Annotated in this window: 13 protein-coding genes and 1 pseudogene; 4 read left to right on the top strand and 10 right to left on the bottom strand. The window is 67.3% G+C overall.

What is annotated here, in order from left to right; translation table 11 throughout:
* Positions 1-2: 2 nt before the first annotated feature.
* The 3 genes from QF040_RS06080 to QF040_RS06070 form a co-directional block, all read right to left on the bottom strand.
* Positions 3-1,454 (bottom strand): MFS transporter, encoded by a 1,452-nt coding sequence (locus tag QF040_RS06080; RefSeq protein ID WP_429610259.1) that lies wholly within the window; start codon positions 1,452-1,454, stop codon positions 3-5.
* Positions 1,451-2,665, bottom strand: coding sequence for a multidrug effflux MFS transporter (locus tag QF040_RS06075; RefSeq protein ID WP_429610257.1), 1,215 nt, complete (start codon positions 2,663-2,665; stop codon positions 1,451-1,453). Before QF040_RS06075 ends, QF040_RS06080 begins: the two co-directional genes overlap by 4 nt.
* Positions 2,666-2,797: 132 nt before the next feature.
* Positions 2,798-3,655 (bottom strand): CmcJ/NvfI family oxidoreductase, encoded by an 858-nt coding sequence (locus QF040_RS06070; protein ID WP_429610255.1) that lies wholly within the window; start codon positions 3,653-3,655, stop codon positions 2,798-2,800.
* Between the two features lie 282 nt (positions 3,656-3,937).
* Here QF040_RS06070 and QF040_RS06065 point away from each other — a divergent pair.
* From QF040_RS06065 to QF040_RS06050, 4 genes and pseudogenes are all read left to right on the top strand, one after another.
* Positions 3,938-5,816, top strand: a pseudogene (locus QF040_RS06065) (M48 family metallopeptidase).
* Between the two features lie 74 nt (positions 5,817-5,890).
* Entirely contained in the window at positions 5,891-7,186 is a 1,296-nt protein-coding gene (locus QF040_RS06060) for an MFS transporter (RefSeq protein ID WP_013541556.1), read from the top strand.
* A gap of 26 nt (positions 7,187-7,212) precedes the next feature.
* Positions 7,213-7,569, top strand: a complete 357-nt coding sequence (locus QF040_RS06055) for a hypothetical protein (protein ID WP_429610253.1) — start codon at positions 7,213-7,215, stop codon at positions 7,567-7,569.
* 28 nt (positions 7,570-7,597) lie between these two features.
* Positions 7,598-8,026: a hypothetical protein gene (locus tag QF040_RS06050; protein ID WP_429610251.1), complete on the top strand. Its 429-nt coding sequence runs from the start codon at positions 7,598-7,600 to the stop codon at positions 8,024-8,026.
* A gap of 15 nt (positions 8,027-8,041) precedes the next feature.
* On the opposite strand, the gene QF040_RS06045 is transcribed toward QF040_RS06050, so the two are convergent.
* The 7 genes from QF040_RS06045 to QF040_RS06015 all read right to left on the bottom strand — a co-directional run bounded on the left by QF040_RS06045 (position 8,042) and on the right by QF040_RS06015 (position 14,487).
* Complete coding sequence (locus QF040_RS06045) at positions 8,042-8,653, bottom strand: DUF2894 domain-containing protein (protein WP_429610250.1); 612 nt, start codon at positions 8,651-8,653, stop codon at positions 8,042-8,044.
* On the bottom strand, positions 8,646-9,293 hold the full coding sequence (locus QF040_RS06040; RefSeq protein ID WP_013541558.1) for an OmpA family protein: 648 nt from the start codon (positions 9,291-9,293) through the stop codon (positions 8,646-8,648). The genes QF040_RS06045 and QF040_RS06040 overlap by 8 nt, the downstream gene beginning before the upstream one ends.
* A complete protein-coding gene (locus QF040_RS06035; RefSeq protein ID WP_429610248.1) occupies positions 9,293-11,392 on the bottom strand; it encodes a DUF802 domain-containing protein in 2,100 nt (699 codons plus the stop codon). Before QF040_RS06035 ends, QF040_RS06040 begins: the two co-directional genes overlap by 1 nt.
* Before the next feature lie 10 nt (positions 11,393-11,402).
* Entirely contained in the window at positions 11,403-12,077 is a 675-nt protein-coding gene (locus QF040_RS06030; RefSeq protein ID WP_429610246.1) for a DUF3348 domain-containing protein, read from the bottom strand.
* 136 nt (positions 12,078-12,213) lie between these two features.
* Positions 12,214-12,678, bottom strand: coding sequence for a GNAT family N-acetyltransferase (locus QF040_RS06025; RefSeq protein ID WP_429610244.1), 465 nt, complete (start codon positions 12,676-12,678; stop codon positions 12,214-12,216).
* A 10-nt stretch (positions 12,679-12,688) separates the two neighbouring features.
* Entirely contained in the window at positions 12,689-13,309 is a 621-nt protein-coding gene (locus QF040_RS06020; protein ID WP_429610243.1) for a pyridoxamine 5'-phosphate oxidase family protein, read from the bottom strand.
* Positions 13,306-14,487: an MFS transporter gene (locus tag QF040_RS06015; RefSeq protein ID WP_429610242.1), complete on the bottom strand. Its 1,182-nt coding sequence runs from the start codon at positions 14,485-14,487 to the stop codon at positions 13,306-13,308. The genes QF040_RS06020 and QF040_RS06015 overlap by 4 nt, the downstream gene beginning before the upstream one ends.
* Positions 14,488-14,505: the final 18 nt, after the last annotated feature.

Raw genomic sequence — 14,505 nt, 5'->3', positions numbered from 1 at the left:
ATTCAGTGCCGCGGCTTTGTCGTCTTCAACCGCAGGCTGCTGAAAACCGCCGCCACCGCCGCACAGCAGGCGGCCAACACCAGCGCCACCACCGGGCCGTGCCCGCCGTGCGGGCTCCAGACGCTGAAAACCCCCGCCAGCACCACCGCGCCGAGGGTCTGGCCCGTGAGCCGCGCCGTGCCCAGCATGCCGCTGGCCGCACCGCTTCGGTGCGCGGGTGGGGAGCTGACGATGGTGTGGTTGTTGGGCGACTGGAACAGCCCGAAGCCCAGTCCGCACAGCGCCATGCGCCAGGCGATGTCGGCATTGCCCGGATGCGCCGGCAGCGCCGCCAGCAGTGCGAGGCCCGCGGCCAGCAGGCCGAGGCCGATGCCGCCGAGCAGCCCGTCCGGATATTTGCCGATCAGCTTGCCGGCGATGGGCGCCATCACCACGATGGCCAGCGGCCACGCGGTGATGAGCAGGCCCGCCTCGATGTGGCTGCGGCCGTACACGTCCAGCAGCAGGAACGGCAGTGCGATGTAGGCCAGCATCTGCGCGCAGAACGCGGCCACCGAAGTGCCCATGGACAGCGCGAACACCGGAATGCGCAGCAGGTCGATGGGGAAAAGTGGCACCGCCTGCGTGCGCTGGCGCCGGAGGTACACGAAGCCGACCGCTAGTCCGGCCAGCAGGATGGCCCAGGCAGACCAATGCGAACCACCGCCCTCCACCCCGCCTTCGCGCACGCCCAGCCGGTCCACGCCCAGGAACACCAGCGAGAACATCAGCACGTTGAGCGTCACGTCGACGGGCGAGAACCGCAGCCCCGCCGCCGGTGCCACGCGGTTGAACGGCAGCGCCTTCATGCCGAGCGCGAAGGTCACGATGCCCAGCGGCACGTTGATCGCGAAAAGCCACGGCCACGAGGCCACCGAGAGAATCGCCGCGGCCACCGAAGGCCCGGCCACCGACGACGTCGCGACCACCAGCGAGTTGATCGCCATGCCCTTGCCGAGTTGCGACGACGGGTACGTGAGCCGCACCAGCGCCGCATTGACGCTCATGATCCCGGCCGCGCCCAACCCCTGGAAGGCGCGTGCCGCGATCAGCGTGCCGAGCGAATTGGCGAAGGTGGCCGCCAGCGACGACAGCGCGAACACCGCCATGCCCACCAGGTACACGCGCCGGTAGCCCACGAGGTCGCCGAGCGAGGCCAGCGGCAGCAGCATGACCAGCGTGGCGATCTGGTAGGCATTGACCACCCAGATCGCCTGCGAAGGACTCGCCTGCAGTTCGCGCGCGATGCCCGGCAGCGCGAGGTTGACGATGGTGCCGTCGAGCACCGCCACGATCAGCCCGAGGATGATGACCAGCATGGCCCAGCCGCGCGCGGGCGAGTCCAGGCCGTCGATGGGCTTGGGTGCGTTTTCTGCGGCGGCCGCGAGCGCGGCGCCGGGGTGTATCGAGCTCACGCTTCCTGCGTCCTTCGTGTGGGTTCCGAGCGCACGCCGCCCAGCGTGAGCCAGGTCAGCACGCCCGCGATCAGCGCGCCTGCGGCCATGCCCGTCACCATCGGCAGCGGCCGGCCATCGGTGAAGAGGCCCACCAGCGCCATCGCCAGCGCGCCCGTCAGCATCTGCAGCGTGCCGAGCAGCGCCGACGCGGTGCCCGCGATGGCGCCGTGCATTTCGAGAGCGAGCACGCCGGTGGTCGGAATCACCAGGCCCATGAAGCCCGAAGCGATGAAGTACAGGACGATGAGCACCCAGATGCTGTCGCCGCCCATCGCGAAGTAGATGAACATCGCGACCATCGCCGCGCCGCAGCACACCACGCCGAACTTCACGAGGTTGACCAGCCCGTAGCGCTCGCCGAGCGAGCCGGTGAACTGCGAGGCACCGATGAAGGCGGCCGCGTTCACGCCGAAGGCCACGCTGTAGAGCGCGGGCGAGAGGCCGTAGTGGTCGATCATCACGAACGACGAATTGGCCAGGTAAGTGAAGAAGCCCGCCATCGCGAAGCTGCCGATGAACACCAGCCCGAGGTAGTGCCAGTCGCGCAGCAGCAGCCAGTAGGCCGAGAGCGCGCTGCCCAGGCTGCTCTCGACGCGCTCCGACGCCGGCCGGGTTTCGTCGAGCAGCTTGACCATCATTGCGAGGCCCGCCACTGCGGCAATGGTCACGGCCCAGAACACGCCGCGCCAGCCCGCCACGGCAATCACCGCGCTGCCCGCGAGCGGCGCGAGGATCGGCGAGACGCTGAACACCAGCATCAGGAGCGACATCAGCCGCGCCGCGTCGGTGCCGGTGTGCAGGTCGCGCACGACGGCGCGCGGAATCGCCATGCCGGCCGCGGCGCCCAGGCCCTGGATGAAGCGCAGCGCGATCAGCGTCTGGATGTCGGTGGCCAATGCACAGCCCACGCTGGCCAAGGCAAAGAGCACGAGACCCGCGTACAGCGGCGGCTTGCGCCCGACCATGTCGGAGATCGGTCCGTAGAGCAATTGCCCCGCGCCGAGCGAAAGAAAGAAGGCCGTGAGGCTCATCTGCACCGCGCCGATGTCGGCGCTCAGGCTCTGCCCGATGGCGGGCAGCGCGGGCAGGTACATGTCGATGGCGAAGGGCCCGATGGCCGAGAGCAGGCCCAGCAGCAGGGCCATCTTGAAGAAAGGGGAAGAACGCATTGACCCGATTGTCGCCAAGCGAGGCGATCGGCGCAGGCGTGGGGTCGGGCGCCCGTGGCCGCGCGCCGGCGCTAATTCAGTACAAAGAATCGGCTGGCAAGCCGCGGCCGGTGCGGCGTACGAACTTGGTATTCAGGCGGCCGGCCAGAACACCAGTGCGCGCAGTTCGATGCTCCGGCGTGCGGGCGCTTCGGGCGCGCCGGTCGGGTCCTCGAAGGCGCTGTGCGCCGTGAAGCGCGCAGTGCCGTCCTCGCGAGAGTCGTATATTTTCAGCAGCAGCGCCTCGTCGGGCCGCAGTCTCGGGAACCAGTACCACTGATGCTTCGGGTTCCAGGTAAAGGAATAGATCTCGCCCACCTTGTCGGGATAGACCAGGTCGCTCGGCACCATGTCCTCGCGTGCGATGGAGCGCGCGTCGCACACGGCGAGCGGCAGGCGCTCCACCGTGGCCAGCGGGCGCCACAGGTTGATGATGGCGAAGCGGTGCTTCAGGCGCTCCTGCGCTTCATCGGGCGGCAGGTGGTCGCGCACGCGGCGCGGCGCGGAGACGAAGGTCTGGTCGTTGTGCACGCGCCGAACCGGCTCGCGCAACTCGGCGGTGCGGCGCGAGCCCTGCGCACTGTCGCGCAGCGTGTGGTCGAAGACGACGATCTTCTCGGCACCGGTCAGGTCGCGCAGCAGCGCCTCGGACTCGCGGTAGTAGATGTCGCGGATCGCGCCGTCGTGCGAGAAGTCGGCCACCACGCTGCGGTGCGAGATCTGCGTGAAACCGCTGCGGTCGAGCGAGAGTTCGTGCAATGCCACGAGCGGGCGGCCATCGCGAACGGCAACGCGGCGCGGCTCCAATTCCCCCGTCACCCACGGCACGCCGGGCGGCGGCTCGAAGGTGTAGCTCACCGGCCTGCCCTGCCCCGCCTTCAGGTAGTTGAGCTCCGCTTCCACCGAGGAAAGCGTGGAGGCCACCAGTTGGCCATTCGATCCAGTGCCCATGCGGCATGACTCCAGAAAACGTTCTTGAAACGGGCTGCGGTTTGCGTCTCCGCCTCCCACTCATGGCGAGAGATCGCCGGCAGTTCGTCGATGAAGGCTATACCCGCGCCCGGCTGCGCGGAACGATGCAAACGCGATAACCATATTCGTTGGCTGGTTGGCACATGCGCGCGCTTGACGCACCCGTGGATTTCGCCGTTACGCAAACGGCGGCTACCCTATCGGCTTCCCGGACCGCTTCCACAACAACTCACAGCAATTGCTTTCCTGGAGGAGTTACCCATGGCCTTCGCCCGCACGATCCATGCCGATCTGCTTCGCGTGTTTCTTCTGACCCTCGTGTCGCTCTTCGCCATCCCGGCGGCGACGCTGGTCTTCACCGAATACGCACTGCGCTCGCAAGACGCCGAGTTCCTGCAGTCGATCGAGAACCGCATCAACACCGATGCCCGCCTCAACGCCGCCGACAAGGCGGAGGCCACCGCGTTCTACCGCAGCCATCCGCTCTCCAAGGCCTGCGACGCCACTGCGCCCGAAGACAAGAACTTCCACGACAAGGTGTGCAGCCCCTACTCGATGCAGTGGCAGTTCCACTGGGCCGACCGCGCCGCGCTCTGGACGCTCGCGCTCGGCGCGGCGCTGCTCGCGGCGGCGCTCGTGCTCGGCGCGCTGGCCTTCGCGAATCGGGGCCTGCGCTACGCGAGCTTCGTCGCGGGCTGGCGGCTCATGACGGTATCGAGCGCCATCGAAGTCGTGTTGCAGAGCGCGATGCTGGTGTGGCTCTCGTTCTGGCTCACCGCCTTCTTCTGGCACAGCTACTACGTCAAGCTGATCGCCATTGCGGGCATCGCGGCCGCGGCGGCCGTGTTCTACGCCGTGTACACGCTCTTCAAGAAGCTGCCTTCGGTCAACGCGATCGACGGCGAGCTCATCGCCGAAGCCGACGCGCCGCGCCTGTGGGAGCGCATCCGCCAGCTCGCGGGCCGCGTGAAGACGGCGCCGCCCGACCAGATCGTGGCCGGCATCGACACCAACTTCTTCGTCACCGAGGCGCCCATCGAAGTCAGCGGCCGTGCCTTGAACGGCCGCACGCTGTTCGTGAGTCTTCCGCTCCTGCGCGTGCTCGACCAGTCCGAAGCCGATGCGGTGCTGGCCCACGAACTGGCCCACCTGGGCGGCGGCGACACCCGCAGCAGCGCGGCGCTCGGCCCGAAGCTGCGGCAGTTCGACCAGTACACCTGGAAGATGCGCAGCGGCGGCCTCACCATCGTGGCGCACTACCTGCTGCGCCTCTATCGCATGATCTTCGAGTTCGCCCTGGCGCGCGACAGCCGCGAGCGCGAGTACAAGGCCGACCGCGTGTCGGCAAGCCTCACGGCACCGAGCGCCATCGTGCAGTCGCTGATCAAGATCTCGGCCTACGCGAGCTACCGCAACGACGTCGAGCAGAAGCTCTTCGCGCAGAACCGCCAGCACGACGGCGCACTGGGCATCGCCCGCTTCGTGGCCGACGGGCTGCCGCCCTACGCGAGCTCGGAGGCGTTCATCGAGACGATGAAGACCGCCGACGTGCCCCACCCCTACGACAGCCATCCGCCCTTGCTCGAACGCATGCGCAACGTCGACCACCATGTGCCCGAGAGCGTGTACGGCGCCATCGTCGCGACCGCGCCCGAGGCCACCTGGGCCGACGAGATCGAGACCGCGCCGGGCCATCGAGCAGCGCCTGTGGAGCGAGTACGAGCAGCGCTTCGTGCAGAACCACGAACTGGCGCTCGCCTATCGTTACGAGCCCGCCACGGAGGAAGAACGCATCGTTGTGCTGCGGCACTTTCCGCCGCTCGAATTCGCGCTGAAGAACAACGAGCGCATCGTGGTCGACTACGTCGGCCTGCACCCGAGCGCGGACGGCGGGTCGACCATCGCGTGGGACGAGGTGAAGGGCCTCACCTACAAGGACGGCAGCTTCGGCGACACGCTGATCGTCACGCACCACGACAAGGCCATGCTGGGCGCGCGCACCACCAAGGTCAAGGTGGCCGGCCTCGGCAAGCAGAAAGACAATTTCAGGGGCGCCGTCGGCCACTACTGGCAACGCCACCAGGTCATGAGGGCGCAGCAGAAAGAAGAAAAAGAAGGAGAAAACGACCCCGCGTCCTGAGCATCCTTTTCTTTCCTTACCTGTCACCGGACAGGCTCCACAAAAACCTTCACATAACAGGAGACGTACACACCGTGAACCCCGTCGAACAGAGAACCATCTCGAAGATCAGCTGGCGGCTCTTGCCGCTTTTGATGATCAGCTACTTCATCGCCTATCTCGATCGCGTGAATCTCGGCTTTGCCGGGTCCGCGATGTCGAAAGACCTGGGCTTCACCGCCGCCGTGTTCGGCAGCGCGGCCGGCATCTTCTTCCTCGCGTATTTCCTGTTCGAGGTGCCAAGCAACATGGCACTGGAGCGCTTCGGCGCGCGCCGCTGGATCGCCCGCATCATGTTCAGCTGGGGCATTCTTTCCGCGGCGCAGGCCTGGGTGGGCGGCTCGACCAGCTTCAACGTCGTGCGCTTCTTGCTCGGCATTGCCGAGGCCGGCTTCTTTCCGGGCGTCATCTTCTACATCACGCTGTGGTTTCCGGCGGCGTACCGCGCGCGCATCGTGGGCTGGTTCATGTTCGCGATTCCGATCTCCACCGTGATCGGCTCGCCCATCTCGGGCTACATCCTCAACATGGACGGCATCGGCGGCATGCACGGCTGGCAGTGGCTCTTCATCCTGGAGGCGATTCCGTCGCTGATCCTGACCTTCTTCATCCTGTTCTATCTGCCCGACGGCCCGAAGGATGCGAAGTGGCTCTCGAATGAAGAACGCGACTGGCTGCAGCACACGCTCGACGGCGAGCGCCGCAACCGCGAAGCACTGCACACCATTTCGTGGAAGCAGGCGCTGCTGAATCCGCGCGTGATCGGCCTGGGTTTCGTCTACATGGGCATCACGGTGCCGCTCTATGGCCTGAGCTTTTTCCTGCCGCAGATCATCAAGGGCTTCGGCGGGCTGGGCAACGTGGAGATCGGCTTCATCAACGCCTTCCCATACCTGATCGGCGCCATCGCCATGGTGTTCTGGACCCGCGCTTCCGACGCGAAGAAGGAGCGCAAGTGGTTCCTCCTGATTCCGCTGGCCTGCATCTTCGTCGGCCTCGTGGCGGCCGCCGAAACCAGCGCGCCCATCCCCAAGATGGCGGCCGTGACGCTCGCCGCCTTCGGCATCTTCAGCGCGCTGCCGATGTTCTGGACGCTGCCCACCGCCATCCTGAGCGGCACCGCGGCCGCGGCCGGCATCGCGTGGATCAACTCCATCGGCAACCTCGGCGGCTACATCGGCCCGACGATCTTCGGCGCGCTGAAGGACCGCATGGGGAACGATTTCTACGCCGTGCTTTTCCTGGCGCTGCTCGCGGCGCTGGGGTTCGTGCTGGTGCTGGTCATCGGCCACGACGCGCGGGCGGAGCAGGCGGCGTCTGGGCAGGCCTGAGCGCATCGACGCGGCACCCAGACGCCATGAAGATCGACAGCCGCTCGCTCCTGCTCCCCCTGCTGCTCCTCGCATCCGCGCGCTGCTTCGCTTCGTGGAGCATCGAAGCCGATCGCTCCACGGCCGAAATTCATGGCCTGTTCGAGATACGGCAGGAGGCGCGGGATTTCGCCGCGCGCGAGAACGCAGCCACCCGTGGCGGGTGGGTGGCACTCGATCCCAACATGAAAATCCTGGTCCCGAGGTGCAGCGTTCCGCTCGAAACCCGATGGACACCCAAGAGCCACGGGCTGACAGGACGCAACGTGATGGTCACCTGTAAACGCACCGTGGGCTCGCCGCAAAAGTGGAGCGTGAATGTGCCGGTCGGGCGAGACAGATAGGATCGCCCGTCCTTCATTCCAGGCTCAGATGAACCCGATCCATCGCCTCTCCGATCTTCCCAAGCTGCTGGCCGTCCTGGCCGTCGCGTACTTCCTGACCAGCCTCGGGCATTTCAGCCACAACGCCGAGTTCATCTGCGAGTACCCGAATCTCCCGGCTTCGCTCACCCGCGCGAAGGTCTATGCGGTCTGGATGGGCATCACGTCGGTGGGGGTGATCGGGTTCCTGCTGATCCGCAAGCGGTTCGTGATGACGGGCCTTCTTCTTGTGGCCGTCTATGCCCTGCTCGGCTTCGACGGACTCGGTCACTACGCCCTGGCGCCGATGGCCTGGCACACGCCCATGGCGAACATCACGATCCTGTCGGAGGTCGTTGCGGCAGCGCTGCTGCTCACGGCAACGCTTGGCCTGCTGGTTTTGCGGTTACGGCAGCGGCACCGGGTAGCGGCCGGCTGACCTTTCCTCCGAAGCTCAGCCTGACTTGCTGCGCGCAGTCTTCTTGCCGCCCTCGGCGCGCGGCGCGGCATCGTTGCTCGCCGGCGCATTCGCCTGATCGACCCACAGCAACGCATCGACATACGACACGAACCTGTTGAGGTACTCGGGCGACAACTCGCGCATCAGCGTGAGCGATTGGTGCACGAGGTTGTGCGAATTCAGCGGGCCGGCGTTCTGCGGCAGCTTCGCCAGCGACTGCGTCAGCCGCCGCTCGGCGCTGAGCTTCGACCAGGTGCTCCGGAAGAACGGGAGTACCTTCAGTTCGTTGGTTGCCGGATCCATCCGCTCGGACGATCCGTGTTGCGCGAGGTGTTCGGTCAGTTCCGCGAGCGGGCCGCGTGAAGCCTGTCTTGCGGCTGCGGCAATTTCGGCGCCCGAAGCTTTCTCGAGATCTTCGCCATAGGCCGCGAGCAGCGTGGACACCCGTTCGTCCAGGATGCGCCGGGCTTCGCCGCTGTATTCAGCCGCCCGGCTGGCCAGCGTCTCGATGAAGTGAAAACGGACCGGGTCGAGGCGATGCGCCCCGCGCTCGCGCCATGCGCCGAGCGTTGCGTCGATTCCGTCGGCTTCGTCGCTGCTACTCACGAGGCTTTGTCTTCACGTCCGAACGCTTCGGCGTAGGCGCCATTTCCACGCGCCGGTTCTTCGAACGCCCATCGGCATCGGCGTTCGACGCCACGGCCTGTTCGGCGCCGAACGCGGCCGCGAAGACGGATGACGACGGAATGCCCTCCTCGATCAGCGCCCGTGTCACCGTCAACGCGCGCTGGGCTGACAGCTCCCAGTTGTCCGCGAACTGCTTGTTGCCGCCGCGCACCTGCCGGTCGTCGGTGAAGCCGCTCACCATCAGCATCTCGTTGCGGGCCTGCAGGTAGGCGGCGAGCGGCGCGGCCAGGCTCTTGAGCAGTTGCCGGCCTTCCGGCTGCAGCTCCGCGGAATTCAACGCGAACAGCACGCTGCCGCTGATGCCGATGCGCCCGTTGTCCAACGTCACACGGCCCGCAGCGAGCGGTCCGGCCAGCGCCTGTTCGAGCGTCTGCAAGCGTTCGGCCTCGACCTTGCGCTGCTTGACCTCGGCCTCGAGCTTGGTCGCGAGTTCGAGCTGCATGCCGATCACGCAGACCAGGATCAGCACGAAGGCACCCAGCAAACCCGACATCAGGTCGCCGAAGACGGCCCATACCGGGACCGAGGCCTCGGTGCCGGCGTCGATGTCCTCGGTCATCACGCTTCGCTGCCGGCTACTGCGCGGTGATCGCGTTGCGCAGCGAGCTGCTGCAGGTCTTCGACGATCTGCTTCTGCGACGAGATGCTGAGATCGATGACTTCGCGGGCCTGTGCCACGTAGTAGGCCAGCTGCTCGTCGCTGCGCGCGATCGATTTGCCGAGCGCGGCTTCGATGCGCTGCAGGTGCGCGCTCATCTTGTCGTTCGATTCGGTGAAGAGCTTCACCGCAAAGCCGAAGGCCTCGCCCAGGCTCGCGACCTCGACGGCGCTGCCGGTGATCTGCGCGGCCACGTCGGCCATCTTCCCGGTTTCGGTGTCGACCTTGTCGGTAAAGCGCGTGCCGACGCGGTCGAGCAGGTCCGCCGATGTGGTCACGAGCGCATCGATGGCGCTGCGCTGCTCGGTGGAGGCGTGGTTCACCGCGTCGAGCAGCGTCTCCAGCGTGCCGAGGATGCGGCTGCGCTCGTCGAGCATCGCGTTGTCGCGCGCCATGCTGTCAGAGAGCTTCTGGCGCAGTTCGGCGATCACTTCGGCCGCGGCGCGCGGCGCCTCGGAGGCGGCCTGCATGAGTTGGCCGATTTCGGCGATGGTGCTCTTCGCATGCGCTTCGCTCTGGGCGGAGATGTCGCTGGCGGTCTGTGCGAGCGTCTTGCAGATTTCCTGCTGCTGGGTCTCGCTGCGTGCGCCGGCCTGCTGCCATTCCTGCTGGAGCGACACGGCCATCGCTTCGAGCGCCTGGGTCCACGAGGCCAGCCGTTGCTGGTCACGCGATGCCATCTCGGCCTGCAGGTTGGTGTGCGCCTGGCCCACCGTGTTCAGCAGCGATGCCGAGTGCTGCTCGAAGGTGGCTGCGGCGGCGGTCAATGCGCGCTGCGTGTCGCCCGAGAGGGTTTCGCTCGCGCGTTCATGCTGCGCGAGCGCGCTGCGCCAGTTGTCGGAGACACGCTCGACCGTGGTTTCGAGGCGGGCAGAAACGCCGTCCACCAGCGAAGCCGAGCGTTGCTCGAAGGTCTGCGTGAACTGGTCGAGCGTGGCGCGCAGGTCCTTGGCTTGCGCCTCGCTCGCGCGTTGCTGACCGGCGAGCGCGGTCTTCCAGATGTCCGCCACGGTGGTGGTGTTGGCCTCGAAACGGGTGGAGAGGCCGTCCAGTTGCCGCTGCACGCCCTGCTCGACCGTGGCGTGCAGCGCGGCCGTCTCGCGTGCGATACCGGCCATGGTGGCTTCGACCACCGGCTGGATCGTCGCGCCGGCGATGCGGGCGCTGTCCGCGAGGCCTTCTTTCAGCGATTGGCCGACGGAAGAAGCGAGGCCCGCGTACACGGCCTCGGCCTTGCCGTGGAAGCTGTCCTGGCTGGAGATCAGGCGCTCGTTCAATGCCTGGCTCTGGCGTTCCATCGTCGCCATCATCAGTTGCAGGCGGTCGACCAGCACGGGCATCGCCTCGCCCTGGCTCTGCAGCAGCTTGAAGGACTCCTCGCGCTGATGCGCCAGCGAGAAGACGCGCAAGCTGGTGGCGATCCGCGTGTCGAGCAGTTGCGCGGCCTGCAGCCGGTCGCGCCGGGCCAGTGCGGAAAGCAGTCCCAGCGCCGCCGACGTAGCAATGCCCGCGAGCGAGGTGCCGAAGGCCACGCCCAGGCCCTTGACCGGCGCGGCCAGCGAGGCGCGCATCGCCTGCAGGTCCGACGCGCTCTCCAGCGCCGTGCCGGTGCCGTTCAGGGTGACCACCATGCCGACGAAGGTGCCCAGCATGCCAAGCAGCACCAGCAGGCCCGCAAGGTAGGGCGTGAGGCTCGGGCCGGGCAAGCCGACGCGTTCGCCTTCGATGCGCAGGCGCACCGCGTTGCGCAGCGACGGATGCAGCTTGTCGAGCCATTCGCCCAGGCTGGCCGGCGGGCCGGTCATGTCCGTCACGGCGCTGGTCAGCGTTGTGGTCGCCTGCCCGAAGCGGTGCAGCTCCAGCGCGCCGGCCACGTAGAAGGCGCCGATGAGCAAGGTGGCCGCCAGCGCCAGCGGGTTCGAGCCGATGTATCCGATGCCCACCCAGCAGACCGCGGCCAGGCCGACGACGAAGACGATGCGATGAAGAAGTTGGGTCATGAAACTCTGGTTAGCTCGCGCGAAGGGCTTCGAGCAGCCCTTCGACGGGTTGAAATCGGATTTCCAGCTCGGCAAGCAGCACGTCGTGCATGTCCTTGCGGAACGCGGGCAGCCAGGCGCCGGGCTCGGCTTCGCTATCGACAAGGTTGGCATCGGCTTGGCCGAGGCGCTTGAAATGCTTCTCGAGCATCGTCGGGATGCTCCCCAGCAGCCGATGCTCCTGCGCGCTCAACACCTGCTCCATCACCACATCCACCGCCGCCAGCCGCGCCATGTCGGGCGAGCGCGTCGCCAGCGTCGAACGCAGGCGGCCGCGCAAGGGGCCGATGCTCGTCTGCATGGCCTGCTGCCTGGCGTGGTAGCGCCGGCGGTAGGCCGCGAAGTCGGTCGTGTTGTCCCTGGCGATGCTGTGCATGTCTTCTGCGATGGCGTTGGCGATCGCGGTCCGCACCCGCTCGCATTCGCGTGCTTCGGGGTTGCCGGCCGCACGCGCGCCAGAAGACGAAGCAGCCAGGCCGCCGTTCAACGCTGCAGAAAGGGAGATGGCATCGGTCCAGCCGAGCCATTGACTCAATCGATCCGCGAAAGCCTGTTTGGGCTCGGGGACTTCGATGTCGGTCAGCCGAGCGAGCAAGCGAATCAGCGCCGAGCCGGTGAAGCCTGTGCGCCTTGACACTTGCACCATTACCGCCACTTGGAAAAACCTGGCAGTCTACACTGCCGACTCCCCCTGGATGGCCCTCGAACCACTGGCGGTTGCTTTGAGTGACATCTTGCTGAACATCGAAACACAGTGGCCTGTTCAGCCCCGAAAACAGGTGTCAAAGCCCGAGCTTGTAGCCCTCGTGGCTCGCAACGAAGCCGAGCTTTTCGTAGAAGCGATGCGCGTCCGGACGCCCCTTGTCCGTGGTCAATTGCACCAGCGTGCAGCCGCGCGCCCTGCACTGCGCAATGGCCCACTCGAACATCTGCTGGCCCACGCCCGAACCGCGCGACGTCGCTGCAATGCGGACTGCCTCGATCTGCCCTCGCCATGCGCCCGTTCGCGCGATGCCCGGTATGAACGACAGCTGCAAGGTGCCGACCACCGCGCCCGCCGCGTCCACCGCGACCACGAGCTGCTGATTCGCATCGGCCTCGATGGCGTTGAACGCCGCGAGGTATCGCGCGTCCAGCGTCGGCCCGGTCACTTCGCGGCGGCGCCCCAGTTCGTCGTTCGCCAGCAGCTCGACGATGGCGGGGAGATCGGCCAGCGCCGCGGTGCGAAAAGCGATATGGTGCTCCATGGCCTCTTGCTCAGTACAAGGTCGACTGCTGCCGCGCCGGCAGCTCGCGGTCGTAGGTGGTCCCATCGAACGCCGCATCGGTCAGCGCCGAAAGAATGGCGCCGGGCGTTGGCACTTCGCGCTTCGCATCCGCCGCCACGGGCGCCCAGAGCTTCGAGCGCTGGATCGCGCGGGCGCACTGGAAGTACACCGTCTCCACCTGCACCTCGATCACGCACTGCGGCAGCTTGCCTTCCATCTCGAAGCGCGCCAGCACGTCGGGTGCGACGGTGATGCGCGCGCGTCCGTTCACCCGCAGCGTCTCGCCGACACCGGGAATCAGGAAGAGCAAGGCCACGCGCGGATCGGCCACGATGTTGCGCAGGCTGTCGATGCGGTTGTTGCCTCGTCGCTCGGGCAAGAGCAGCGTCTTCTCGTCCTGCACCACCACGAAGCCCGGCGGATCGCCGCGGGGCGATGCGTCAAGGCCGTCAGGGCCGATGGTGGCGAGCACCGCGAAGGGCGATGCGGCGATCAGCGCCTGGTAGCTCGGGTGCAGGTACGGCACTTCCTTCTTGAGCGAGGCCTCGCCGGGCTGGCCGAACAGCGCTTCGAGCTGCTCGACGGTTTCGATGGCGTGGGACCTTGTCATGACGTTCGCTCCGGCGTGTGAGGTGGGGTCGATTGTGGCGATGGATTTCGGCCGCAGGCCAGCGCCATGATGGCGAGCAGCACGGCGGCAATGCCATAGAGCCACGGCGGCGATGCGACCGGCAGCAGCAGCCCAGCGATGAGCGGTCCGGCGCCGGCACCGATGTCGCGCCACACCGAGCGTGCGGCCAGCGCCTGCACGCGCTCGGGGCCCGGCGTGCGGCGCGCCACGATGGGCGACAGCAAGGGCAGTTGCAAGGCGCGCAGCACGACGATCAACGCCGCGCAGCTCCAGAGCCATCCGAGGCCGAAGCCCACGAGCGCGATGGCCGTCACGAGCGACAGGCTCACCAGCAGCCGCTCCGCGCCGAAGCGGTCCGCCAGGTGCCCGCCGACCGGGCTCAGGAAAATCTCCGCCAAGTAGCGCAGCGCCATCAGCAGGCCGGCCACGATCACCGCGCCGCCCGGCAGCAGGTCCTTGCCGAGGTACGACAGCCCGACGATGAAGAGCCCGTCGAGCGCCAGCCCTTCCATGAACGACCAGCCATCGAGGCTGTTCGGCCACTGGAAGCGCCTCGCGGGTTTCTCCGTGCGATACGGCGCCGATGGCAGCCGCCGGGCCGCGAACACCGCCAGCAGCGAGAACACCGCGAGGATGCCGAAGATCGCGCGCGGCCCGACCCAGTGCGCCATCAACGCGCCCAGCGGCAGCGCCAGCACCGGCCCCATGGCGATGAATGCGCGCGAGCGGCCGTTGCGGCGCGCGGCACCGATCGGGTCGGCCGTGGCCAACGCCTGGGTCGACAGATTGAGCGCCGCGAAGCACAGCCCCCACGTCAGCCGCAGCGGCAGCAGCGCCCAGAAGCCCGAGAGCGTCGCGTAGCCCACGCCGCAAACCGTAGCCGCCACGACGGCGATGGTGCAGGTCGGCCGGTCGCCGTTGCGCGCATAGAAGCGCGCCACCCACCGGTACCCGGCGATGCGCACCAGCCGGTTGGCCGCGAGCAGCATGCCGGCTTCGGCCAGCGTCACGCCGAACTGGTTGGCGTACATCGGCAGCAAGAGGTAAAGAACGACGTCGGCCGGCAGCGAAAGCCCGAGCGCGATGGCTGCGTGGCGGGAATTCAGGTCGGTGGCGCTGGGCCCTGTGGGGGCGGGTGCGAGGGGCGTGGAAGGCATCGAGACCGCATCGTGCGC

This window comes from Variovorax sp. W2I14 (genome assembly GCF_050435205.1).
Classification (GTDB): domain Bacteria; phylum Pseudomonadota; class Gammaproteobacteria; order Burkholderiales; family Burkholderiaceae_C; genus Variovorax; species Variovorax paradoxus_C.
The sequence above is the reverse complement of the archived record's forward strand: the minus strand, read 5'-3'. Positions and strand labels throughout refer to the sequence as shown.